This is a genomic window from Kribbella sp. NPDC003557, from assembly GCF_040610805.1.
In the GTDB taxonomy this organism is placed as follows: domain Bacteria; phylum Actinomycetota; class Actinomycetes; order Propionibacteriales; family Kribbellaceae; genus Kribbella.
The window spans coordinates 24,197-48,255 of record NZ_JBEXMY010000011.1; the positions used below are offsets into that span (position 1 = coordinate 24,197).

General features: G+C 69.6%; 22 protein-coding genes. 19 read left to right on the top strand and 3 right to left on the bottom strand.

What is annotated here, in order from left to right:
* Positions 1-55: 55 nt before the first annotated feature.
* The 9 genes from hutH to hutI all read left to right on the top strand — a co-directional run bounded on the left by hutH (position 56) and on the right by hutI (position 10,365).
* Positions 56-1,597 carry a histidine ammonia-lyase gene (gene hutH / locus ABZW60_RS36215; protein WP_355484719.1) on the top strand — a complete coding sequence of 514 codons (1,542 nt, stop codon included), beginning with the start codon at positions 56-58 and terminating at the stop codon, positions 1,595-1,597.
* A 16-nt stretch (positions 1,598-1,613) separates the two neighbouring features.
* Positions 1,614-3,269, top strand: a complete 1,656-nt coding sequence (hutU, locus tag ABZW60_RS36220; RefSeq protein ID WP_355484721.1) for a urocanate hydratase — start codon at positions 1,614-1,616, stop codon at positions 3,267-3,269.
* A gap of 138 nt (positions 3,270-3,407) precedes the next feature.
* Entirely contained in the window at positions 3,408-4,406 is a 999-nt protein-coding gene (locus tag ABZW60_RS36225; protein ID WP_355484723.1) for an ABC transporter ATP-binding protein, read from the top strand.
* The gene (locus tag ABZW60_RS36230; protein ID WP_355484724.1) at positions 4,403-5,059 is read left to right on the top strand and encodes an ABC transporter permease; all 657 of its coding nucleotides are present in this window, start codon (positions 4,403-4,405) and stop codon (positions 5,057-5,059) included. Before ABZW60_RS36225 ends, ABZW60_RS36230 begins: the two co-directional genes overlap by 4 nt.
* Position 5,060: 1 nt before the next feature.
* Positions 5,061-5,711: an ABC transporter permease gene (locus ABZW60_RS36235; protein ID WP_355484726.1), complete on the top strand. Its 651-nt coding sequence runs from the start codon at positions 5,061-5,063 to the stop codon at positions 5,709-5,711.
* Positions 5,712-5,790: 79 nt separating this feature from the next.
* Entirely contained in the window at positions 5,791-6,714 is a 924-nt protein-coding gene (locus ABZW60_RS36240) for an ABC transporter substrate-binding protein (RefSeq protein ID WP_355484727.1), read from the top strand.
* Positions 6,711-7,898 carry an allantoate amidohydrolase gene (locus ABZW60_RS36245; protein WP_355484728.1) on the top strand — a complete coding sequence of 396 codons (1,188 nt, stop codon included), beginning with the start codon at positions 6,711-6,713 and terminating at the stop codon, positions 7,896-7,898. The genes ABZW60_RS36240 and ABZW60_RS36245 overlap by 4 nt, the downstream gene beginning before the upstream one ends.
* Positions 7,895-9,205, top strand: a complete 1,311-nt coding sequence (locus ABZW60_RS36250) for a formimidoylglutamate deiminase (RefSeq protein ID WP_355484730.1) — start codon at positions 7,895-7,897, stop codon at positions 9,203-9,205. Before ABZW60_RS36245 ends, ABZW60_RS36250 begins: the two co-directional genes overlap by 4 nt.
* The gene (gene hutI, locus ABZW60_RS36255; protein ID WP_355484731.1) at positions 9,202-10,365 is read left to right on the top strand and encodes an imidazolonepropionase; all 1,164 of its coding nucleotides are present in this window, start codon (positions 9,202-9,204) and stop codon (positions 10,363-10,365) included. Before ABZW60_RS36250 ends, hutI begins: the two co-directional genes overlap by 4 nt.
* A gap of 60 nt (positions 10,366-10,425) precedes the next feature.
* On the opposite strand, the gene ABZW60_RS36260 is transcribed toward hutI, so the two are convergent.
* The gene (locus tag ABZW60_RS36260) at positions 10,426-11,301 is read right to left on the bottom strand and encodes a type IV toxin-antitoxin system AbiEi family antitoxin domain-containing protein (RefSeq protein ID WP_355484733.1); all 876 of its coding nucleotides are present in this window, start codon (positions 11,299-11,301) and stop codon (positions 10,426-10,428) included.
* Positions 11,302-11,600: 299 nt separating this feature from the next.
* Between ABZW60_RS36260 and ABZW60_RS36265 the strand changes: the two genes are divergently transcribed.
* Positions 11,601-12,035, top strand: coding sequence for a phosphoribosyltransferase family protein (locus ABZW60_RS36265; RefSeq protein ID WP_355484735.1), 435 nt, complete (start codon positions 11,601-11,603; stop codon positions 12,033-12,035).
* On the opposite strand, the gene ABZW60_RS36270 is transcribed toward ABZW60_RS36265, so the two are convergent.
* Complete coding sequence (locus ABZW60_RS36270) at positions 12,036-12,503, bottom strand: GNAT family N-acetyltransferase (protein ID WP_355484737.1); 468 nt, start codon at positions 12,501-12,503, stop codon at positions 12,036-12,038.
* 232 nt (positions 12,504-12,735) lie between these two features.
* Between ABZW60_RS36270 and dnaK the strand changes: the two genes are divergently transcribed.
* The 5 genes from dnaK to ABZW60_RS36295 all read left to right on the top strand — a co-directional run bounded on the left by dnaK (position 12,736) and on the right by ABZW60_RS36295 (position 17,689).
* A complete protein-coding gene (gene dnaK, locus ABZW60_RS36275) occupies positions 12,736-14,598 on the top strand; it encodes a molecular chaperone DnaK (RefSeq protein WP_355484739.1) in 1,863 nt (620 codons plus the stop codon).
* A complete protein-coding gene (gene grpE, locus ABZW60_RS36280) occupies positions 14,595-15,290 on the top strand; it encodes a nucleotide exchange factor GrpE (RefSeq protein ID WP_355484741.1) in 696 nt (231 codons plus the stop codon). The genes dnaK and grpE overlap by 4 nt, the downstream gene beginning before the upstream one ends.
* 27 nt (positions 15,291-15,317) lie before the next feature.
* Complete coding sequence (gene dnaJ / locus ABZW60_RS36285; RefSeq protein ID WP_355484743.1) at positions 15,318-16,481, top strand: molecular chaperone DnaJ; 1,164 nt, start codon at positions 15,318-15,320, stop codon at positions 16,479-16,481.
* Positions 16,481-16,936, top strand: a complete 456-nt coding sequence (locus ABZW60_RS36290; RefSeq protein WP_355484745.1) for a helix-turn-helix transcriptional regulator — start codon at positions 16,481-16,483, stop codon at positions 16,934-16,936. The genes dnaJ and ABZW60_RS36290 overlap by 1 nt, the downstream gene beginning before the upstream one ends.
* Positions 16,937-17,152: 216 nt before the next feature.
* Positions 17,153-17,689, top strand: coding sequence for a GNAT family N-acetyltransferase (locus ABZW60_RS36295; protein WP_355484746.1), 537 nt, complete (start codon positions 17,153-17,155; stop codon positions 17,687-17,689).
* 18 nt (positions 17,690-17,707) lie between these two features.
* Here ABZW60_RS36295 and ABZW60_RS36300 read toward each other — a convergent pair whose 3' ends face one another.
* Entirely contained in the window at positions 17,708-18,736 is a 1,029-nt protein-coding gene (locus tag ABZW60_RS36300; protein WP_355484748.1) for a LacI family DNA-binding transcriptional regulator, read from the bottom strand.
* 173 nt (positions 18,737-18,909) lie between these two features.
* Between ABZW60_RS36300 and ABZW60_RS36305 the strand changes: the two genes are divergently transcribed.
* The 4 genes from ABZW60_RS36305 (at position 18,910) to clpB (ending at position 24,029) form a co-directional block, all read left to right on the top strand.
* Positions 18,910-19,389 carry an SRPBCC domain-containing protein gene (locus ABZW60_RS36305; protein WP_355484749.1) on the top strand — a complete coding sequence of 160 codons (480 nt, stop codon included), beginning with the start codon at positions 18,910-18,912 and terminating at the stop codon, positions 19,387-19,389.
* Positions 19,386-20,762, top strand: a complete 1,377-nt coding sequence (locus tag ABZW60_RS36310) for an MFS transporter (RefSeq protein ID WP_355484750.1) — start codon at positions 19,386-19,388, stop codon at positions 20,760-20,762. The genes ABZW60_RS36305 and ABZW60_RS36310 overlap by 4 nt, the downstream gene beginning before the upstream one ends.
* Positions 20,763-20,773: 11 nt before the next feature.
* Positions 20,774-21,280, top strand: coding sequence for a universal stress protein (locus tag ABZW60_RS36315; protein ID WP_355484752.1), 507 nt, complete (start codon positions 20,774-20,776; stop codon positions 21,278-21,280).
* A gap of 169 nt (positions 21,281-21,449) precedes the next feature.
* Positions 21,450-24,029 carry an ATP-dependent chaperone ClpB gene (clpB, locus tag ABZW60_RS36320; protein ID WP_355484754.1) on the top strand — a complete coding sequence of 860 codons (2,580 nt, stop codon included), beginning with the start codon at positions 21,450-21,452 and terminating at the stop codon, positions 24,027-24,029.
* The last annotated feature ends 30 nt before the right edge of the window (positions 24,030-24,059 follow it).

Below are 24,059 nucleotides of genomic sequence, written 5' to 3' on the forward strand. Positions count from 1 at the left end.
GGAAAGTAGGGCGGCGCTGCTGTCGGGGACCGATCCGGCGAGGTGCAATGTTCGGGTGGAACACACAGTGAAAGTCGGCGTCGGACCGCTGACCCCGGCCGAGGTGGTCGCGGTCGCGCGGTACGGCGCGCAGGTACGGATCGACGACCAGGCCCTCGAGGAGATCGCGAAGTCGCGTGCCGCGATCGAGGCGCTGGCCCACGCGGACACCCCGCACTACGGCGTCTCGACCGGGTTCGGCGCACTCGCCACCCGGCACATCGCGCCCGATCTCCGCGCGCAACTGCAGCGCAGCCTGATCCGCTCGCACGCGGCCGGTTCGGGTCCCGAGGTGGAGACCGAGGTCGTCCGGGCGCTGGCCCTGCTGCGACTGTCGACGCTCGCCACCGGCCGTACCGGCGTGAAGGTCGAGACGGCCCAGGCGTACGCCGGTCTGCTGAACGCGCACCTGACGCCGGTGGTCCACGAGTACGGCAGCCTCGGTTGCTCGGGTGATCTCGCGCCGCTGTCCCATGTCGCACTCGCGATCATGGGCGAAGGCAAGGTCCGCGATGCCGATGGCAACCTTCTCGACGCGGCTGAGGCGCTCCCGGCGCACGGCCTGACCCCGGTCGTGCTGGCCGAGAAGGAAGGCCTCGCGCTGATCAACGGGACCGACGGCATGCTCGGCATGCTGCTGCTCGCGCTCGCCGATCTGGACCGGCTGTTCAAGACCGCCGACCTCGCCGCCGCGATGAGCGTCGAGGCGCAGCTCGGTACCGACCGGGTGTTCGCCGCGGACCTGCAGGCCCTGCGGCCGCATCCCGGCCAGGCCGCGGCCGCCGCCAACCTGCGCGCGATCCTCAAGGACAGCGCGATCGTCGCGAGCCACCGCGGCCCCGACTGCAACCGGGTGCAGGACGCCTACTCGCTGCGGTGCTCGCCCCAGGTCCACGGCGCCGCCCGCGACACCGCGGCGCACGCGACGACGGTCGCCGGCCGCGAGCTCGCCGCCGCGATCGACAACCCGGTCGTGCTCCCGGACGGCCGGGTCGAGTCCAACGGCAACTTCCACGGCGCCCCGGTCGGGTACGTGCTGGACTTCCTGGCGATCGCCGTCGCGGACCTCGCGTCGATCAGCGAACGCCGTACCGACCGGTTTCTGGACGTGGCCCGCAACCACGGGCTGAACGCGTTCCTGGCCGACGACCCCGGTGTGGACAGCGGCCACATGATCGCGCAGTACACCCAGGCCGCGATCGTCTCCGAGCTGAAGCGCCTCGCCGTACCGGCCAGCGTCGACTCGATCCCGAGCAGCGCGATGCAGGAGGACCACGTCTCGATGGGCTGGTCGGCCGCACGCAAGTTGCGCCGGGCCGTCGACGGCTTGCAGCGGGTGTTGGCGATCGAGATCCTCACCGCCGCGCGGGCGCTCGACCTGCGCGCGCCGCTGGACCCGGCCCCGGCCACCGCCGCCGTCCGGGCCGCCCTGCGGGAGCACGTCGAGGGGCCGGCCACCGACCGGTTCCTCGCGCCCGAGCTCGAGCACTCCGTCCGGCTTGTTGCCGACAGCACCTATGTCACCGTTGCCGAGGCCGTCACCGGCCCGCTCTCCTAGAAAGGCTGGATCACCCATGTCCGGACCACGTCCTGTCCGCGCACCCCGCGGTACCACGCTCACCGCCCGCGGCTGGCAGCAGGAGGCCGCGCTGCGGATGCTCCAGAACAACCTCGACCCCGAGGTCGCCGAGCACCCCGACGAGCTCGTCGTGTACGGCGGCTCCGGCAAGGCCGCCCGCGACTGGAACTCGTTCGACGCGATGGTGCGCACGCTGACCACGCTGAAGGACGACGAGACGATGCTCGTCCAGTCCGGCCGCCCGGTCGGCGTGATGCAGACGCACGAGTGGGCGCCGCGGGTGCTGATCGCGAACTCGAACCTGGTCGGCGACTGGGCCACCTGGGAGGAGTTCCGCAAGCTCGAGGCGATGGGCCTGACGATGTACGGCCAGATGACGGCCGGCTCGTGGATCTACATCGGTACGCAGGGCATCCTGCAGGGCACGTACGAGACGTTCGGCGCGGTCGCGGAGAAGAAGTTCGGCGGCTCGCTGGCCGGCACGATCACGCTGACCGCCGGCCTCGGCGGCATGGGCGGCGCGCAGCCGCTCGCGGTGACCATGAACGACGGCGTCGCGATCTGTGTCGACGTCGACGAGTCGCGGATCCAGCGCCGCATCGAGCACCGCTACCTCGACGTCCGGGCCTCCTCCCTGGACGAGGCATTGCGGCTGGCGGAAGAGGCCAAGAAGGCGCGCCGGCCGCTGTCGATCGGTGTCCTCGGCAACGCCGCGGTGATCGTGCCGGAGCTGCTGGAGCTGGGTGCGCCGATCGACATCGTCACCGACCAGACCTCGGCGCACGACCCGTTGATGTACCTGCCGGTGGGCATCGACTTCGCGGACTGGTCGACCGAGCGGGAGAAGGACCCGAAGGGCTTCACCGAGCGCGCGCGGGCCTCGATGGCGCGGCACGTCGCCGCGATGGTCGGGTTCCAGGACGCGGGCGCCGAGGTCTTCGACTACGGCAACTCGATCCGGGACGAGGCCCGCAAGGCCGGCTACAGCCGCGCGTTCGACTTCCCCGGCTTCGTACCGGCGTACATCCGGCCGTTGTTCTGTGAGGGGAAGGGCCCGTTCCGGTGGGCGGCGCTGTCCGGCAACCCGGCCGACATCGCGAAGACCGACCAGGCGATCCTGGACCTGTTCCCGGACAACGAGCACCTGGGCCGATGGATCAAGATGGCCGGCGAGCGGGTCGCGTTCCAGGGCCTGCCGGCGCGGATCTGCTGGCTCGGTCAGGGCGAGCGCGACAAGGCCGGCGTCCGGTTCAACGAGATGGTGGCCTCCGGTGAACTCGAGGCGCCGATCGTGATCGGCCGCGACCACCTCGACACCGGCAGCGTGGCCTCGCCGTACCGGGAGACCGAAGGCATGCTGGACGGCTCGGACGCGATCGCGGACTGGCCGTTGCTGAACGCGATGGTGAACGTGGCCAGCGGCGCGTCCTGGGTGTCGATCCACCACGGCGGCGGCGTCGGTATCGGCCGGTCCATCCACGCCGGCCAGGTATCGGTTGCCGATGGCACCGATCTCGCGCGGCAGAAGCTCGAGCGGGTCCTCAGCAACGACCCAGCGATGGGTGTGATCCGGCACGTCGACGCGGGCTACGACAAGGCGGTCGAAGTTGCCGATGAGAAGGGTGTCAGGGTTCCGATGCGGGAGTCCTGACTGCGGAGTGCGACCGTGGAAATCTGTACTGCTACGGTGCACTTTCCCAAGGAGCGAGAAAGCCCGCGATCGCGTGGCTTCGGTCTTTCGTTCCGCTAGGGTCGATCGGGCGACCGACGACGAGCGCGAAGGGGCGCCATGATCGAGTTCGAGGACGTCACCAAGCGGTATCCGGACGGCACCGTCGCCGTCGACGAGTTGTCCCTGCGGATCCCGAGCAACCAGATCACCGTGTTCGTCGGCCCGTCCGGCTGCGGGAAGACCACGTCGCTGCGGATGATCAACCGCACGATCGAGCGGACCGGCGGGACGATCTCGATCGACGGCGAGGACATCAACGGCAAGGACCCGGTCACACTGCGGCGCGGCATCGGGTACGTGATCCAGAACGCCGGCCTGTTCCCGCACAAGACGGTCGTGGAGAACGTCGCCACCGTGCCGAAGCTGCTCGGCTGGGACAAGCGCAAGGCGCACAGTACGGCGATGGAGCTGCTCGAACGCGTCGGCCTGGACCTCAAGCTCGCCGAGCGGTACCCGGCCCAGCTGTCCGGTGGCCAGCAGCAACGAGTCGGCGTCGCGCGGGCGCTGGCGGCCGACCCGGCGATCATGCTGATGGACGAGCCGTTCAGTGCCGTCGACCCGATCGTGCGTAACCAGCTGCAGGAGGAGCTGCTCCGGCTGCAGCGCGACATCGGCAAGACGATCGTGTTCGTCACCCACGACATCGACGAGGCGATCAAGCTCGGCGACACCATCGCGGTGATGCGGGTCGGCGGCAAGCTGGCCCAGTTCGCACCGCCGGCCGAGCTGCTCGCCGAGCCCGCCGACGACTTCGTCCGGGACTTCGTCGGGCGGGACCGGGGTTACCGTGCGCTGACGTTCGTGCATCCGGAAGACCTGCCGGTGCGACCGTTGCCGGACGCGCTCGCGTTGCAGGACGGCGTACCGCTCGGCTGGCGCAACGGCTCGCAGCAGCTGCTTCCGCTGGGCGCGGTGTTCAAGCGCGGCGACTCGCTGCGCGCCGCGCTCGACGCCGTACTCACCTCGCCGACCGGCTGCGGTGTCTGCGTGGACGACGACGGCAAGGCGATCGGCGTGATCGACCAGGCAACGGTCGCAGAGGCGCTCCGGTCATGACCTGGATCGGCGACAACCTCGGGCTGATCTGGGACCAGCTGGTCGAGCATCTGTACCTGGCGATCGTCCCGGTGATCCTCGGGCTGATCATCTCGGTGCCGCTGGGGTACGTCGCGACGCGCTACTCGTGGCTGGCGAACCCGCTGGTCGCGTTCGGCGGCATCCTCTACTCGCTGCCGTCGATCGCGCTGTTCATCGTGCTGCCGGCGATCCTCGGCACCAAGGTGCTGTCCACGGTGAACATCATCGTGGCGCTGACCATCTATACGGTGTCGCTGCTGATCCGGAACGTGATCGACGGACTCCGCTCCGTGCCGCCCGACGTCCGGCAGTCCGCGATCGCGGTCGGGTACGGCGCTCTGCATCGGGTCGTCGCGGTCGACCTGCCGATCGCCGTACCGGTCATCTTCACCGGACTGCGCGTCGTCACGGTCGCGAACATCTCGATGGTGAGCGTCGGCGCGGTGATCGGGATCGGCGGCCTCGGCGAGCTGTTCACACTCGGCTTCCAGAAGGACTTCCTGACCCCGGTCGTGGTCGGTGTCGTACTGTCGCTGGCCCTCGCGCTGCTCGCCGACGTCGTCCTCGTGACGTTGCAGCGGGTGCTGACCCCGTGGGCCCGTGTCGCAACCCCGGTGGGAGAGGTGGCCTGACATGTGGGAGTACCTGACCGACTCGTACAACTGGTCCGGCCCGGAAGGTATCTGGTCGCGCATCCTCGAACACCTCTGGTACACGTTTGCCGCGCTCGGCCTGTCGACCGCGATCGGGCTGCCGATCGGGCTGCGGATCGGGCACACCCGGCGCGGCGCGTTCCTGGCCATCAACGCCGGCAACGCGGCGCGGGCGCTGCCGAGCCTGGGGCTGCTGATGCTGGCGGTGCTGCTGACCGACCAGATCGGGTTCCTGCCGGTGCTGATCGCGCTGGTCGCGCTGGGGATCCCGCCGATCCTCGCCTCGACGTACGCCGGGATCTCGGGTGTCGATCCGGCCACGATCGACGCCGCCCGGGGGATGGGGATGACCGGACAGGAGATCCTGACCAAGGTGGAGATCCCGATCGCGATGCCGCTGATCATCTCCGGGATCCGCAGCGCGACCCTGCAGATCGTGTCGACCGCGACCATCGCGGCGCTGGTGTCGCTCGGCGGCCTCGGGAGGTACGTCATCGACGGGCTGAAGCTGCGCGACTTCCCGCAGATGTTCACCGGCGCGCTGCTGGTGGCGCTGCTGGCGCTGCTGCTGGACGCGCTGTTCGCGCTGATCGGACGGGTCACCGTCTCGCCGGGACTGAAGATCGGCTGAACTGTCCGGGGTACCTGATGAACTTGAGACACATCCATCGGCACCGGCCGGTGGCTGAACGAGAACACTGGAGGCTCTCGTGTTGAGATCCACACTCATCCGTACTGCGATCGCCGGGGTGGCGGTGCTCGGCCTGGCCGGTTGTGGGGGTGGGGGCGACCAGCTCGGCAACGACAACGCGGGGTCCTCGCCCGCGCCGTCGAAGGTGAGCAGCATCACCGTCGGGTCCGCCGACTTCTCCGAGAGCCAGCTGCTGGCGGAGATCTACGGCCAGGCCCTGGCCGCCAAGGGCATCGAGGTGAAGAAGAAGCCGAACATCGGCAACCGCGAGACCTACATGGCCGCGATCAAGGACGGGTCCGTCGACCTGGTGCCGGAGTACACCGGCGCCGCGCTGGCGTACTTCGACAAGAACTCCACCGAGACCGACGCGGACAAGGCGTACGACGCGCTGAAGAAGGCGCTGCCGTCCGGGCTCGAGGTGCTGGAGAAGTCGCCGGCCGCGGACGAGGACACGATCGTGGTCACCAAGGCGACCGCGGACAAGTACAGCCTGAAGTCGCTGGGTGACCTGAAGGACAAGAACCTGATCGCGGGCGGTAGCTCGGAGTTCAAGGTCCGGTCGGCGGGTCTGAAGGGGCTGAAGGAGAAGTACGGCGTCGAGTTCAAGGAGTACAAGACGCTGGACGCGGGTGGTCCGCTGAGCATCAAGGCGCTGGAGGACAACCAGATCCAGGTGACGAACCTGTTCACCACCCAGTCGGTGATCAAGGAGCAGGGCTTCGTCCAGTTGGACGACCCGGAGCAGATCCTGCCGCCGAACAACATCGTTCCGTTGATCCGGACCGACCACAAGTCCGACGACATCGTGGCGACGCTGAACGCCGTCGACGCCAAGCTGACCACGGACGCGCTGACCGACCTGGTCAAGCGGATCGACGCCGGCAAGGAGAGCGCGGACGCGGTCGCCAAGGACTGGCTGGCGAAGAACCCACTGTCTTGAGCTTCGAATCCCTCTGGGCCGACCAGTCCGCCATCGGCCGCAACCCCGACACCGGCGGCTACACCCGCGGCGGCTGGACCCCCACCGAACGCGAGGCGACGCACTGGTTCCTCGACCAGTGCGCCGCCCGCAACCTCACCGTCGAATCCGACGGAATCGGCAACCTCATCGCCTGGTGGGGTGCCGGTGACGCGCCGGGTGTGGTGACGGGTAGTCATCTGGATTCGGTGATTGATGGTGGGGCTTTTGATGGGCCTCTGGGGGTGGTGTCTGCGCTGGCGGCTGTGGATCGGTTGCGGGCGGAGGGGTTCGAACCCGGGGTGCCTATCGGGGTGGGGGCCTTTGTGGAGGAAGAAGGGTCGCGGTTCGGGATGCCCTGTTTGGGGTCTCGGGTCGCGGCCGGGGTTCTGTCGGCTGAGAAGGCGCTTCAGCTGACGGACAGGGCGGGGGTGCGCCTCGGTCAAGCCTTGGAAACCTCCGGAATTGATCCAGCGGGAGTCGGGCCTTCGCCGCTCCTGCAGAGGATGGGGACCTTCGTCGAACTGCATGTGGAGCAAGGCCGAGGGCTGACGGCACCCGTGGGCGTGGCCAGCTCGATCTGGCCGCACGGGCGGTACCGGTTCACGTTCGGTGGTGAGGCCAACCATGCCGGCACCACCCTGATGGAGGACCGGCACGACCCGATGCTCACCTACGCGATGACCGCCCTCGCCGCCAACAAGCAGGCCCGCCTCGCCGGCGCTCGCGCGACGTTCGGCCGCCTCTCGGTGGAGCCCAACGGCACCAACGCCGTACCGTCCCGCGTCACGGCCTGGCTCGACGCCCGCGCCGCCGACACCGCCATCCTCGAATCATTGCTCGCGGCAATCACCAAGCAGGCGACCGAGCGCGCCGAGCGCGACGGCACGACCCTCGAGGTGACACCCGAATCCGTCTCCCCGATCGTCGACTTCCCGGCCGGTCTGCGCGACCGCCTGGTGACTGTGCTCGACGGCGCACCCGTGCTGCCGACCGGCGCCGGGCACGACGCGGGCGTGTTCTCGGACGCCGGGATCCCGACCGCGATGCTGTTCGTCCGCAACCCGACCGGCGTCTCGCATTCCCCGGCCGAGTACGCCGAGATGGACGACTGCCTGGCCGGCGTCGACGCGCTGGCCGCCGTACTGAAGGACCTCGCCAAGTGACGTCGTACTGGTGCTCGACCGCTCTTCTTCCCACCGGCATCGCGGAGCGTGTCCTGGTGACCGTCGCGGACGGCCGGTTCACCTCGGTGGAGCCCGGTGCGGACCCCGGCGACGCGCACGTCCTGCCCGGCCTCGTCATCCCCGGCCTCGCGAACTGTCACAGCCACGCGTTCCACCGCGCGCTCCGCGGCCGCACGCAGACCGAGCGCGGCACGTTCTGGACCTGGCGCGACCAGATGTACTCCGTCGCCGCCGCGCTCACCCCCGACACGTACTACGAGCTCGCCCGCGCCGTGTACGCCGAGATGCTGCTCGCCGGCGTCACCGCGGTCGGCGAGTTCCACTACCTGCACCACGCCCCCGGCGGCGGCCGGTACGACGACCCCAACGCCATGGGGACGGCGCTGATCGAGGCCGCCCGGGACGTGGGGATCCGGATCGCGCTGCTCGACACCTGCTACGTGGCCGGCGGGATCGACCAGCCGCTCAACGAGGTCCAGCAGCGCTTCAGCGACGGCGACGCCACCGCCTGGGCCTCCCGGGTCGCGCAGCTCAAGGGCGCGGACGACGTCGTGATCGGCGCGGCGGCGCATTCGGTGCGCGGCGTGCCACACGACCAACTCGGCGCGGTCGCGTCGGCCTTCCCCGACGTACCGCTGCACATCCACCTGTCCGAGCAGGTCGCCGAGAACGCGGCCTGCCTCGAGGCGTACGGCCGAACCCCGACCCAGATCCTCGACGAGGCGGGCTTCCTCAGCGGACGCACGAGCGCGGTGCACGCGACGCACTTGACCCCGGTCGACATCGGTCTGCTCGGCAGCTCCGCGGCGTACTCCTGCTTCTGCCCGACCACCGAGCGCGACCTCGCGGACGGCATCGGCCCGTCGGTGCGGCTGCGGGACGCGGGCTCGCCTCTGACGCTCGGATCGGACAGCCACGCGGTGATCGACCTGTTCGAGGAAATGCGCGCCGTCGAGCTGAATGAACGCCTGGCGTCGCAGGAGCGTGGCCACTGGTCGGCCGCCGAGCTCCTCAAAGCAGCCACCACCGACGGCCACCGCTCGATCGGCTTCGACGACGCCGGAGCGATCGCCCCCGGCGCCCGCGCCGACCTGGTCGCCGTCCGCACCGACACCGTCCGCACAGCGGCTACCGGCGGCACGCTGGAAACAGCGGTCTTCGCGGCGACGGCGGCGGACGTCTCGGACGTGGTCGTCTCCGGCAAGCATGTGGTTGCTGACGGCAAACACAGTCGTCTGGACGTCGCGGCGCAGCTGACCACGTCGATCGCGGCGGTGACCCGATGACCTCGCTCCTGCTGACCGGCATCGGCTCCCTGGTGACCAACGACCCGACGCACGGCGGACCGCTCGGCGAGCTCCACGACGCGGCCGTCGTGATCGACGGCAGCACAGTCGCGTGGGTCGGGCAACGAACCGCGGCCCCGGCAGCGGACGGATCGATCGACGTCGGCGGCCGGGCGGTGATCCCGGGGTTCGTCGACTCGCACTCGCACCTGGTGTTCGCCGGCGACCGCGCCGAGGAGTTCGCGGCCCGGATGACCGGTACGCCGTACTCGGCCGGCGGGATCCGCACCACGGTGGCCGCCACCCGCAAGGCCACCGACGAGCAGCTGACCGCGAACGTGGCCCGTCTGGTGACCGAGATGCGCCGCCAGGGCACGACGACCGTCGAGATCAAGTCCGGGTACGGGCTGACGGTCGCCGACGAGGCGCGGGCGCTGCGGATCGCGCGCCAGTTCACCGACGAGACGACGTACCTCGGCGCCCACGTCGTGCCGGCCGACTTCGCCGACGACCCGGCGGGCTACGTGGCGCTGGTGACCGGGCCGATGCTCGACGCGGCCGCTGGGCACTCCAAGTGGGTCGACGTCTTCGTGGAGCGCGGCGCGTTCGACGAGGACCAGGCACGCGCGATCTTACAGGCCGGGATCGCGCGCGGGCTGCAGGCTCGCGTACACGCCAATCAGCTCGGCGAGGGACCCGGTGTCCAGCTCGCTGCCGAGGTCGGCGCTGCCTCGGCCGACCACTGCACCTATCTCACCGACGCGGACGTCGACGCACTCGCCTCGAGCGGCGTCGTCGCCGGTCTGCTCCCGGCGATCGAGTTCTCCACCAGGTCGCCGTACCCCGACGCCCGTCGCCTCCTGGACGCCGGCGTCACCGTCGCCCTCGCCACCGACTGCAACCCCGGCTCCGGCTACTCGTCGTCGATGCCCTTCTGTATCGCCCTGGCCGTCCGCGAGATGCACATGACTCCCGCCGAGGCCCTCTGGTCCGCCACCGCCGGCGGCGCCGCCTCCCTCCGCCGCCCCGACCTCGGCCACCTGACCCCCGGCGCCCAAGCCGACCTGGCCGTTGTCGACGCCCCGTCATACCTCCACCTCGCGTACCGCCCCGCCGTCCCCCTCGTCACCCAGACGTTCGTCAGCGGACGGCCGGTGTAGGCGGACCGCCATCACTCACCAGCCTCGCGTCACCTGCCCACCGCACGCTCAGCGGCCGCGTCAGGCGGCGCGCAGCAGGTGCTTGCTGAGTGACGGGAGTCCGGCTGCCCGTTCGATCGTGGCGACCACCCAATCGGGGTCGTACATGATGTCCTCCCAGCTGAAGCGAAGCACTCGCCAGCCTCGGACCGTGAGGTTCGCCTGCCTGCGGCAGTCCTTGACCAGAGCTCGCCGCGTCCCGTGGAAGGCGAATCCGTCCGCCTCGAGGCCCAGCAGCAGGCGGGGGTGACCGAGGTCGAGGCGAGCGGAGAACTCCTCGTCCCGTACCAGCAGTTGAGGAGTGAAACCCTCGATTCCCCGCTCGATCAGCAAGTAGCGCAGGACGGACTCCAGCACCGATTCCGCTCGACCGTCGGCGAACGCGACCATCTGCTGAATCCGCCGACGGTGTGGCCCTCGAAGCCGAGACGCTGCGTCGAGAAGCATGTCGTGCTCGACACAGCCCGTGCGTAAGGCCGAGTCCGCTACGGCGAGCCCTTCCGCGGGCGGCAAGGTACGCAGGCAGTCCAGGACAGTCCGAAGCGGGGTGGTGACGTCGTCGAGCGCGGCGACCTCCGCCCAGTGTGCGACGCAGGGCAGCCCGCTGCGGCGTCGGGCCCGGCCGGGCGGCAGTGTGACGTGTGGCAGGCCGGGCGGGTTGATCACCCCGAAACCCCAGTGCTGCGCAGCGCTGAGATGCGAGACGACACCGCCGTGGCTTCGGGCCGCGGTCAGTGCCGGCGGTGCGGCAGGCAACGCGTAGACACCTTTCGCCACCCGGTCGATCACTCCCGACGTGAGCGCGTTGCGGATGGCGCGTGCGGACACCACCGCGCGCAGATCCGCGAACGTCGCGGATCCGCCGCGCCTGCCGATCACCTCGGCCACATCTGCCATGAATCCAGCATGGTGAATTCGCGCGGCGCGGGGTGCGCGTTGTCCACAGGCGGACCGCCACCACCCAGTAAGCAGGCCGCGCGACCCGCGCTCACGCTCAACGGGGCGAGAGAGATGCGCGTTCCGGCACCTTGGTGAGTGGTGGCGGTCCGCAAAAACCAAATGCGCCGGCCACGGGGACAAGGGACCCTGGAGGCATGGACACGAGGGCACGGCTTCGGAGCGCGTTTCGGTGGCGGACGGATCGGGGCGTCTGAAGCAGTTATGCGGACGTCACCGGGTGGTGGCGGGACGCGGAGTTGTTGCGGGAGATCGGGCCGGCGCTCGCGGGGTTGTACGACGTGGAGCCCACGGTCGTGCTCGGGCCGGTGTCGCGGGGGTCGCTGGTCGGGGCGTTGACGGCGGCCGCGGTCGGGGTCGGGTTCGTCGAGATGCGCAAGCACGCGGGTTCCTCCGTCGACAGTGATCGGTGGGTACGGCGTACGACGGGGCCGGACTACCAGGACCGGCACGTGGTGTTCGGGTTCCGGCGGACGCTGGTCGGGGCCGAGGACCGCGTGTTGATGGTCGACGACTGGATCGACACCGGGGCGACCGCGCGGACGGCGCGGGCGCTGGTGGAGGACTGCGGGGCGCACTGGATCGGCGCGGCCTGCATCGTCGACGCCCTCACCGATCCGCGGCTGCGGCACGACCTCCCGGTCCGCTCACTCCTTGACATCCGCCAGCTCTGATCAGCCCGCGCCGGTCAAGTCCTTGGCGAGCAGGGACATGGCGGTGCCGTCGGGGAGGCGGCGGCTGGCGATCTCGACGTACCCGCGGCCGGTGTGGAACGCATGCGCCGGGGTGCCGGTGGAGACGGCGGCGACGGTGCGGTCGAAGGGGTGGGCGGCGCGTTCGATCGCGCGGTACACCTTCGAGCCGATGCCCTGGCGGCGGTGCTCGGCGGCGATCACGATCCGCTCGATGTAGAGGAAGCGGTCGGCGTACGTCTGGGTGAACGCCTCGTAGGCGAGCCCGTCGTACGCCGAGCCGGGGGTGAAGGTGAGCACGAAACCGGCCGGGGTGCCGTCCAGGTCGACGACGACGGCGTGCGCGGCGATCAGCCGGAGCCAGTCCAGGCGGTCGGGGCCCAGCGGCTCGACGAGACCTTCGGCGGTGGCGTTCAGCGCGAGAACCGCGGCGACGTCGGCAGCGGTCATCGGGCGGAGCTTCACAGTGATCAGGATCGCACGGTAAACGTTTGCTTCGGGAGGGGTCTCCCTGGCGTCACCCTGGCCGGGCCCCCGAAATCGGGGGCCGCCCTTGGGAATGACCTGACGGTTGTGCAATGTTGAGTCCAGTGAACTCAAGTTTGTTCAGTCACGGATTTGAAACCGAGGCGGACGAACGGCAACATTGAGTCTGCATCACTCAACTCTGTGGAGGTAAAGCATGGCCCGCGCGGTCGGTATCGATCTCGGTACGACGAACTCCGTCATCGCCGTACTGGAAGGTGGCGAGCCCACCGTCATCCCCAACGCCGAGGGAGCGCGCACGACGCCCTCGGTGGTGGCTTTCGCCAAGAACGGCGAGGTCCTGGTCGGCGAGGTGGCGAAGCGCCAGGCCACCACGAACGTCGACCGCACCATCCGCTCGGTCAAGCGCCACATGGGCGAGGCCTGGAGCGTGGACATCGACGGCAAGAAGTTCACCCCGCAGCAGATCAGCGCGTTCGTGCTGCAGAAGCTGAAGCGGGACGCCGAGGCGTACCTCGGGGAGCAGGTCACCGACGCGGTCATCACCGTGCCGGCCTACTTCTCCGACGCGCAGCGCCAGGCGACCAAGGAGGCCGGCGAGATCGCGGGCCTGAAGGTGCACCGGATCGTCAACGAGCCGACCGCGGCCGCGCTCGCCTACGGCCTGGACAAGGGCACCGAGCAGACCATCCTGGTCTTCGACCTCGGTGGCGGCACGTTCGACGTGTCCCTGCTGGAGATCGGCGACGGCGTCTTCGAGGTGAAGGCCACCAGCGGTGACAACCACCTCGGCGGTGACGACTGGGACAACCGGATCGTCCAGTGGCTGGTGACCCAGTTCAAGAACAAGAACGGCACCGACCTGTCCGGCGACAAGATGGCCATGCAGCGGCTGAACGAGGCCGCCGAGAAGGCCAAGATCGAGCTGTCCAGCGCCGCCGAGACCACGATCCACCTGCCGTACCTGAGCCTGACCGAGTCCGGCCCGCTGCACCTGGAGGAGAAGCTCTCCCGGGCCGAGTTCCAGAAGATGACCAACGACCTGCTGGAGCGCGCCCGCGCCCCGTTCAAGGCCGTCATCAAGGACGCCGGCATCGACGTGTCGAAGATCGACCACGTGATCCTGGTCGGCGGTTCGACCCGGATGCCCGCGGTGGCCGACCTGGTCAAGGAGCTCACCGGCGGCAAGGACCCGAACAAGGGCGTCAACCCGGACGAGGTCGTCGCGGTCGGCGCCTCCCTGCAGGCCGGTGTGCTGAAGGGTGAGGTCAAGGACGTCCTGCTGCTCGACGTGACCCCGCTGAGCCTCGGCATCGAGACCAAGGGCGGCGTGTTCACCAAGATCATCGAGCGCAACACCACGATCCCGACCAAGGGCTCGGAGATCTTCACCACGGCCGAGGACAACCAGCCGTCGGTGATGATCCAGGTCTACCAGGGCGAGCGCGAGATGGCCCGCGACAACAAGTCGCTCGGCAACTTCGAGCTGACCGGCCTGCCGCCGGCGCCGCGGAACGTGCCGCAGATCGAGGTCACCTTCGACATCGACGCGAACGGCATCGTGCACGTGAACGCCAAGGACCTGGCCACCGGCAAGGAGCAGCGGATGACGGTGACCGGTGGCTCCGCGCTGCCGAAGACCGACATCGACCAGATGGTCCGCGACGCCGAGCAGTACGCCGAGGAGGACCGCAAGCGCCGCGAGGCGGTGGAGAACCGCAACCAGGCGGAGAGCCTCGTCTACCAGACCGAGAAGTTCCTGCAGGAGAACGAGGACAAGGTCCCCGACGACGTCAAGACCGAGGTCAAGGACGGCGTCGCCGAGCTGAAGAAGGCGCTCGAGGGTGACGACGCCGAGGCGGTCAAGGCCGCGTCGGAGAAGCTCGCCCAGTCCAGCCAGAAGATGGGCGCCGCGATGTACGCGAACGCCCAGGCCGCCGGCGGCTCGACCGACGGCGCCACCTCCGAGGACGCGACCCCGGGCAGCAACGACGACGACGTCGTCGACGCCGAGATCGTGGACGAGGACCGGCCGCAGGACAAGACGGAGGACAAGTGACGGATCGACCGACTGGCAGCGAGTTCGGTGACGGCGAGCCCGTCATCCGCGACAAGCGCCGGATCGACCCGGAAACCGGCAAGCTGCGGGAGCCCTCGGACCTGTCCGGGGCCCCCGCGGCCGGTGGCCCCGCGGCCCAGCCGCCGCGGGACCCCTCCGACCTGATCGGTCCGTCCGCCCAGGAGGCCCTGCTGACCGAGGCGCTCGCGGAGCGTACGGCGGACCTGCAGCGACTGCAGGCCGAGTACGTGAACTACAAGCGCCGCGTCGACCGGGAGCGCGAAGCGTCCCGCGAGCTCGTCATCGGCACCGTGCTGGCCGAGCTGCTCGGGATCCTGGACGACGTCGGCCGGGCTCGCGAGGCGGGTGAACTGGACGGCGCGTTCAAGGCGGTCGCCGAATCGCTGGAACGGGTCACCGAGAAGCTCGGCCTGGTGAAGTACGGCGAGAAGGGCGATCCCTTCGACCCGCGGATCCACGAGGCCCTGCTGCACAACTACTCCGACGAGGTCGACGGTCCGACCGCGACGATGATCATGCAACCGGGCTACCGGCACGGTGAGCGGATCCTCCGGGCGGCCCGGGTGGCCGTGTCGGAGCCGACCGAACAACTGCCGGCCGACGCCGCGAAGGCCGACGCACCGGTGGAGAGCACTGATGACGAACAGGCCGCGGACAAGTCTGCGGAGTAGTCGACACGACGGGAGGGGAGGCGCCAGATGAGTACGAAGGACTGGATCGAGAAGGACTTCTACAAGGTTCTCGGCGTCTCCAAGACCGCCGAGGCCGACGAGATCAAGAAGGCGTACCGCAAGCTGGCCCGGCAGTACCACCCGGACTCCAACGCCGGGGACACCAAGGCGGAGGCCAAGTTCAAGGAGGTCTCCGAGGCGTACGACGTCGTCGGTGACCCGAAGAAGCGCAAGGAGTACGACGAGGCGCGGCGGCTGTTCGGCAGCGGCGGCTTCCGGATGCCGAGCGGCAGCGGTCAGGGCGGTGGCTTCGACTTCAACGTCGGCGACCTGTTCAACCGTGGCGGCCAGGGTGCCGGCGGTGGGCTCGGCGACATCCTCGGCGGGATGTTCGGCGGTGGCGGCCGGACCACGACCAGCACGACCGCCCGTCCGCGGCGCGGTCAGGACATCGAGACCGAGGCGACAATCGAGTTCGCCGAGGCCGTGAACGGTGTCACGGTCGGGCTCCGGATGACCAGCGACGAGCCGTGCCCGACGTGTCGCGGGACCGGCGCGAAGTACGGCACCGTTCCGAAGGTCTGCCTCAAGTGCGAGGGCACCGGCATGCAGACCTCGGTGCAGGGCGGCGTCTTCGCGATGACCGAGCCGTGCACCGAGTGCAAGGGTCGCGGCCTGGTCGTCGACCAGCCGTGCGAGACCTGCCACGGCTCCGGCCGCGGTACGTCGAGCAAGACCATGCAGGTCCGCATCCCCGCGGGCGTGCAGGACGGTCAGCGGATCCGGCTGAAGGGCAAGGGCGCGGCCGGCGAACGGGGTGGCCCCGCGGGCGACCTCTACGTCACCGTGCACGTCAAGCCGCACCGGATCTTCGGCCGTCAGGGCGAGCACCTGACGCTCAACGTCCCGGTGAGCTTCACCGAGGCGGCGCTGGGTGCCGAGATCAAGGTTCCGACCCTGGACGGCATGCCCGTCACGGTCCGGATCCCGGCCGGTACGGCGAACGGCAGCAAGCTGCGCGTCCGTGGCAAGGGGTCGGTCCGCCGGGACGGGACCAAGGGCGACCTGCTGCTCAGCCTCGAGGTGCAGGTGCCGCACGAGCTGACCGACGAGCAGAAGGAGAAGCTGCAGGAGTTCAGCTCCGCGTCGGACCAGCCTGATCTGCGGGCCGGGTTGTTCGGGAGTTCGTGATGGGCATCCCGTTCAGCCAGGTGCCGACCTGGGACGACCGCACCCCGATCTACGTGATCTCGGTGGCGGCCCAGCTGGCCGGTATGCACCCGCAGACCTTGCGCCAGTACGACCGGCTCGGCCTGGTGGTGCCGAGCCGGGCGTCCGGCCGCGGCCGGCGCTACTCGGCGTACGACGTGGCGAAGCTGCGCTACGTGCAGCACCTCAGCCAGGAAGAAGGCGTCAACCTGGCGGGTATTCGGCACATTCTCGCGCTACAGTCCGAAGTGGAGGACCTGCGTCAGCGGGTCAACCAGCTACTGGCAGAGGTCCAGCGCGGTGTCGGCGCCTCCCGGCGTCCCGCCGCCAGCCGGGTCTTCTCTGCCGGTCCCGCCGGCGACGTGATCGCCATGGGCCGGCAGCAGACCACGACCCGGTGGATCCGCACCCAGCCTCTGGAACTCGGCTCGCGCTGATCCCCCGCCCCCGAAGCCGCCGGAGGCATTCCGAAACCCACTCCTCGGAGCCTCCGGCCAGGTGGAGGTCGTTGTTCCCCCACGACGCCTCCACGAGTCGAGGGTGCGCTATCCCCCCAGCGCCCCTCGGCCCCCGCAGGGTGGTCCGTTCCAGGACCGCCCTGCGGCTCTCGTTTGCGCCCTTGCGCCGGGGCGCGCACCGCATACCCTGGCGGGGTGACCCTGAAGCTGGAGACGGACCGGCTGCTGATCCGGGACTGGGAGGAAGACGACGCCGACGCCGCGCTGGAGATCTTCGGATCCGCGGACGTGGCGCCCTGGTTGTCACCGGCCATCGACAAGGTGCCGGACACCGCGACGATGCGGATGATCCTGCAGTCCTGGATCGAGGCGCAGCCGAACTTCGTCGTCCCGGCGGGCCGCTGGGCGGTCGAACGCCGGACCGATCACGAGGTCGTCGGCGCGTTGCTGATCCGGCTGCTGCCCCCGTACGAGGAGGATCTCGAGATCGGCTGGCAGCTGCGGCCGAGCGCCTGGGGCCACGGGTATGCGACCGAGGCCAGCCGGGAGCTGATGCGCTGGGCGTTCAGCGGCGGGGAGGTCGACGAGCTGTTCGCGGTCGCACGGCCCGCCAACCAGCGCGCGATCGCCACCGCGCGACGCCTCGGGATGGAGTGGGTCGGCGAGACCGACAAGTACTACGACCTGAACCTGCAGGTGTACCGCATCCGCGCCTCCGAGTTCACCCGCTGAACGACGGCCGGCCGCAGGTCACCGGAACTGTCGCGGCGGTGCGGTGCTGCCGCGGAGGACGAGCCGGGTGGGAAGCACGAGGTCGGCGCCGATGTCAGCGTCCGGAGCGCCGAGCGCCTGCAGCAGAAGGTGTGCGGCGACGTTGCCCTGCTCGTGCGCGTCCTGGGCGACCGTGGTGAGCTCGACGAGCGGGGCCAGTTCATGGTTGTCGATGCCCACGACCGACATCGCATCGGGCACGTGCATTCCCGCACGCCGTAAGGCCCACAAGGCTCCCAGCGCCAACTCGTCGTACTCCGCGAAGACTGCGGTCGGCAGCACGGAGCCGGTCAGGAGCTGGGTCATCGCGGCCGATCCGCCGTCGAGCCCATGGGGTCCGCTCGCGACGAGCTCGGGGTCCTGGGGGAGGCCGGCCGCGCTGAGCGCGGACTCGTAGCCCTGGCGCCGGAGCTCGGAGGACACGAAACCGAACCGCGGGTCGTCGGGGGTGCCGGCGATGAAGCCGATCCGCTCGTGTCCTTGGTTGAGCAGGTGGTTGACCGCCGTTCGCGCGGCCGCGACCTCGTCGATGCGCACCGACGGCGAGCCCGGGATGTGCGAGCCCACGCTGACCAGCGGCAGGTCGAGGGCACGCAATGCCAAGGTGTGGTCCTCGGTCAGCGGCATCGACAGCGACAGGATGCCGTCGACCTTCCGGGCCAGCGGCATCTGCTCGAAGAACCGGTCCCGGTGGTCCGCGCCGCCGAGGTGGTAGAGCACGGCGTCGTACCCGGACTCCCGGAGCGCGTCGGTGACGCCGGCGACGACCGTGCTGAAGAACCAGCGGGTGATGAACGGGACCACCACGGCGACGGCGCCGGTGCGCCCGGAGGCCAGTCCGGCCGCCTGCGGCGAGGCGACGTACGAGAGTTCGGCGGCGGCGTCGAGGACCCGGCGGCGGGTCTGCGGGGCGACCTTCGCCAGCCCGCGCAGCGACCTGGACACCGTCGCGGGGGACACTCCCGCGCGCGCGGCGACGTCGAGAATGCTGGGCCGGTCCGGGCTCACGAACCCCTCCTGGTGAAAACGCTTGCATCGCAGTTCTCTCCAGCGTAACCCCGGGAAGGCGTCAGAAAATAAGGACCTTTGGCTGTCAAGTCGACACGCTCTTGTCGAGGTGAGTGATGGATGTCACACTCCGGGTGAAAACGCTTTTACCGTACTCCCCCCGAGGAGGAGCTGTGACTGCCAATGTCATCGTCACGGTGGAGCGCCAGTTCGACTTCCCCCGCGCCCAGGTCTTCAAGGCCTGGACCGAGCCGGCCGAACTCGCGCGCTGGCGTGGTTCGCCCGGCTGGCACGTGGAACTGGACTCGGTCAGCGGTGACCTGCGGCTCGGCGGCCGCCATCACCACGTCAAGGTGCGCGACAGCGATCCGGGGACGCGGGTCGGCACCGACGGCGTCTACACCGAGTACTTCGAGCCCGACGTGTTCGTGTCCCGCGAGCGGATCACGGGCGACCCGGGGATCGATCCCGACGTACCGCTCGAGCTGCGGGTCGAGTTCTCCAAGACCGGGCGGGACGGCACGCTGGTCCGGGTCATCCAGGGGCCGTACGAGCCCGACGTAGCCGGCTGGCACGGGGAGGGCTGGGAGCGGGAGCTCACCCGGCTGCAGGCCTACCTGGTGAGCAGCAACGGGCACGGAGCCGTGGCATGACCACGGTCGAAGGACGGACCGACCTGCAGCACACGGCCATCGTCCGGCAGAAGCCCTTGATGACGATGCCGCAGATCCTGGTGATGAACCTCGGCTTCTTCGGCATCCAGTACAGCTTCGGCATGCAGCAGACCGCCGTGAACCCGGTGTACGAGTTCCTCGGGGCGGACCCGGCCGACCTGCCGATCCTGAACCTCGCCGGACCGATCACCGGCCTGCTCATCCAGCCCTTGATCGGCGCCCTGTCGGACCGGACCTGGAGCCCGCGCTGGGGTCGCCGCAAGCCGTTCTTCGTGCTCGGCGCGATCGGCTGCAGCGTGTGCCTGTTCCTGTTCCCGTTCGTCACCGCGGTCTGGATGGCGGTCCTGTTGCTGTGGCTGCTCGACGCGAGCAACAACACCGCGATGGAGCCGTACCGGGCGTTCATCGCGGACAAGTTGCCGCCGTCCCAGCTGGGCAAGGGATTCCTGGCGCAGTCGTTCTTCACCGGCCTGGGCATCACGCTGGCCAACGTGTCGCTGTACGTGTTCCAGCAGCTGATCGAAGGCGGCACCGAGGCAGGCATCCCGTACTGGGTGCTCGGATCCTTCATGCTCGGCGCCGTCTGCTCGATCGGGTCGGTGCTGGTCTCCGTGCTGCGGACCCCCGAGATCCCGCCGACCGAGGCGGAGCTCGCCCAGTTGCGGGCGAAGAAGGGCGGCTTCGGCCCGGCCCTGAAGGAGATCGGCGAGGCGATCATCGAGATGCCGCCGGAGCTGCGCAAGCTCGGCCTGGTCTACCTGTTCCAGTGGTACGGGATGGTCTGCTACTGGCAGTTCGTCGCGCTGTCGATCGCGAAGTCGGTGTTCCCGCCGACTCCTCAGGGCAAGGAGGACGCGGTCGCCTGGACCGGCCTGGTGAACGGCTGGTACAACATCGTCACCTTCAGCGTGGCGTTCAGCCTGGTCGCGTTCGCCCGCAAGCGCGGGGCGAAGCTCGTGCACTGTGTCTGCCTGCTGCTGGCGGCCGTCGGCCTGCTGGTCTTCCCGTCGGTGGAGAACAAGTACCTGCTGTTCGTGCCGATCATCGGCCTCGGCATCGCCTGGGCGTCGATCATGGGTGTGCCCTACATCATGGCCGTCCGGATGATCCCGTCCACCCGCTACGGCGTCTACATGGGGATCATCAACATGATGATCGTGATCCCGATGCTGATCCAGTCGGTCACCTTCGGCGCGATCTACTCCGGTGTGCTCGGCGAGAACCCGAACAACGCGATCCGGTTCGCCGGGGTGTGTCTCGGGCTGGCTGCGGCCGTCATGCTCTGGATCAAGGAGCCGCCGATCGTCCGTGACGTCGACGAGGTCGGCTACCTGCCGGCCGCCGGGCACTGAGGAGGTCCGCGATGAGCATGAAGGACTACCACACCATCGTCGCCGGCACGGACGGTTCCGGGCTGGCGGATCAGGTGATCGCCCGGGCCGCCTGGCTGGCCGTCCGCGACGACGCGGATCTGGTCGTCGTGTGCGCGTTCAGCGAGCTTCCTCGCCGTACCGAGGCCCGGAACGTGGCGACGCTCGGCGGTGATGCGCGGCTGGGGCAGGTGCTCGGCCGGGCGGCGGCCGGACAGGCGCTGCAGGCGGCGACCGTGACCGCTCGGGACGAGGGCGCGAGTGTCGCGGCGGCGTTGCTGGTCGACGGCGAACCCGCCATGGCGTTGCTCACCACCGCCGAGGAGCGGTCGGCCGACCTGATCGTGCTGGGCGCGATCCAGGATCGCTCGCTGATCGACCGGCTGCTCGGCACGGTCGCCACCGAGGTGACCAAGCGGGCCGGATGTGACGTGCTGATCGTCCGCCCGACCGGGGCCGGGGGAGACCTCGGCGTACCGGAGGACGCCCCGCCGGCCTGAGCGGCCGTCCGCCGAACCCCCGTCCTGTCCCCGCCGGGCGGGGGTCCGTCGTGCCCGGAGGAACCCTGAGATTTCCCCCAGCTTTTTCAGAGTTGAGTGGAATGGACTCAACTTTGGATAGGTTGTACCCAGTGACTGTTGTTGCTGGAACTTGAAAGGCTGGAACCAGATGGATGTTCAGCGGTTGACGACGCTGGCCCGGGAAACCCTGTCGGTCGCGATCCGTCAGACCTCCGCGGCGGGCAACCCGACCGTGGAACCGATTCACCTGCTGTCCGCGCTGCTCGCGCAGCCCGAGGGCACGACGATCGGGCTGCTCGAAGCGGCCGGTGGCGACCTGGACGCCGTCCGCCGGAAGACCGCCGAGCAGCTGAGCCGCCTGCCGAAGGCGAGCGGTGGCAGCGTGCAGGCGCCGAGCCTGTCGGGCAAGACCGGTGACGTGCTGAACCAGGCGGAGCAGCGGGCCCTCGGGCTCGGGGACGAGTACGTCTCCACCGAGCACCTGCTGATCGCGCTCGCGACGGTGGAGGGCGCGGCGCAGAGTGCGCTCGGCGTGACCGCGGACGCATTGCTGCAGGCGTTCGACCAGATGCGGGGCAACCGCCGGATCACGTCGCCCGAGGCCGAGGGGACCACCAAGACCCTGGAGAAGTACGGCGTCGACCTGACCGAGCGGGCCAAGGACGGCAAGCTCGACCCGGTGATCGGCCGGGACTCCGAGATCCGCCGCGTGGTGCAGGTGCTGTCCCGGCGTACGAAGAACAACCCTGTCCTGATCGGTGAGCCCGGCGTCGGCAAGACCGCCGTCGTCGAGGGGCTGGCCCAGCGGATCGTGGCCGGAGACGTGCCCGAGTCGCTGCGTGGCCGCCGGCTGATCAGCCTGGACCTCGGTGCGATGGTCGCGGGTGCGAAGTACCGCGGTGAGTTCGAGGAGCGGCTGAAGGCTGTGCTGACCGAGATCAAGGAGTCCGACGGTCAGATCATCACGTTCATCGACGAGCTGCACACCGTCGTCGGCGCCGGCGCGTCCGGCGAGGGCGCGATGGACGCGGGCAACATGCTGAAGCCGATGCTGGCCCGCGGTGAGCTGCGGATGATCGGTGCGACGACCTTGGACGAGTACCGCACGCGGATCGAGAAGGACCCGGCGCTGGAGCGCCGTTTCCAGCAGGTGTTCGTCGGTGAGCCGTCGGTCGAGGACTCGATCGCGATCCTGCGCGGCCTGAAGGAGCGCTACGAGGCGCACCACAAGGTCGCGATCTCCGACTCCGCGCTGGTCGCCGCGGCGACGCTGTCGAACCGGTACATCACCGGCCGGCAGCTGCCCGACAAGGCGATCGACCTGGTCGACGAGGCCGCGTCCCGGCTGCGGATGGAGATCGACTCGTCCCCGGTCGAGATCGACTCGCTGCGCCGGACCGTGGACCGGCTGAAGATGGAGGAGCTCGCGCTGTCCCGCGAGGAGGATGCCTCGTCGCAGGAGCGGCTGGAGCGGCTGCGCGCCGACCTCGCCGACCGCGAGGAGGAGCTGCGTGCGCTCGAGGCCCGCTGGGAGCGGGAGAAGACCGGCCTGAACCGGGTCGGTGAGATCAAGGAGCGCATCGACGAGTTGCGCGGCCAGGCCGAGCGCGCCCAGCGCGACGGCGACCTGGAGACCGCGTCCCGGCTGCTGTACGGCGAGATCCCGCAGCTCACCAAGGAGCTGGAGGAGGCCGACGCCGAGGAAGAGGTTGCCGAGGGCCCCGAAGCGATGGTCAACGAGGAGGTCGGCCCGACCGAGATCGCCGAGGTGATCGCGATGTGGACCGGGATCCCGACCGGCCGGCTGCTCGAGGGCGAGACCGGCAAGCTGCTCCGGATGGAGGACGAGCTGGGTCGCCGGCTGATCGGTCAGCGCGAGGCGGTCAAGGCCGTCAGCGACGCCGTCCGGCGGGCCCGCGCGGGCATCTCGGACCCGGACCGGCCGACCGGATCGTTCCTGTTCCTCGGCCCGACCGGTGTCGGCAAGACCGAGCTGGCGAAGGCGCTCGCGGACTTCCTGTTCGACGACGAGCGAGCGATGGTCCGGATCGACATGTCGGAGTACGGCGAGAAGCACAGCGTCGCGCGGCTGGTCGGCGCCCCGCCCGGTTACGTCGGGTACGAGGAGGGTGGTCAGCTGACCGAGGCCGTCCGCCGCCGTCCGTACTCAGTGATCCTGCTCGACGAGGTGGAGAAGGCGCACCCCGAGGTCTTCGACATCCTGCTGCAGGTGCTCGACGACGGCCGGCTGACCGACGGCCAGGGCCGGACGGTCGACTTCCGCAACGTGATCCTGATCCTGACCAGCAACATGGGTTCGGCGTATCTGGCCGACGTCACGCTGGACGACAAGGTCAAGCGCGATCAGGTGATGGCCGCGGTGCGGCAGTCCTTCAAGCCGGAGTTCATCAACCGGCTGGACGAGATCGTGCTGTTCGACGCGCTCGGCAGCGAGGAGCTGACGCAGATCGTCGGCCTGCAGATCAACGCGCTGCAGCGCCGCCTGACCGACCGGCGGATCACGCTCGTGGTCGACGAGGGCGCGATGGAGTGGCTGGCGATGACCGGGTACGACCCGGTGTACGGCGCCCGCCCGCTCCGCCGGCTGGTGCAGTCCGCGATCGGTGACGAGCTCGCCCGCGGCCTGCTGAACGGCTCGATCCGCGACGGTGAGACCGTCAAGGTCACGCTCAACGAGTCGAAGGACGCGCTGGACGTCACCGTCTGAGAGGTTGGTCGGGGGCCCGGTCATTCGTGA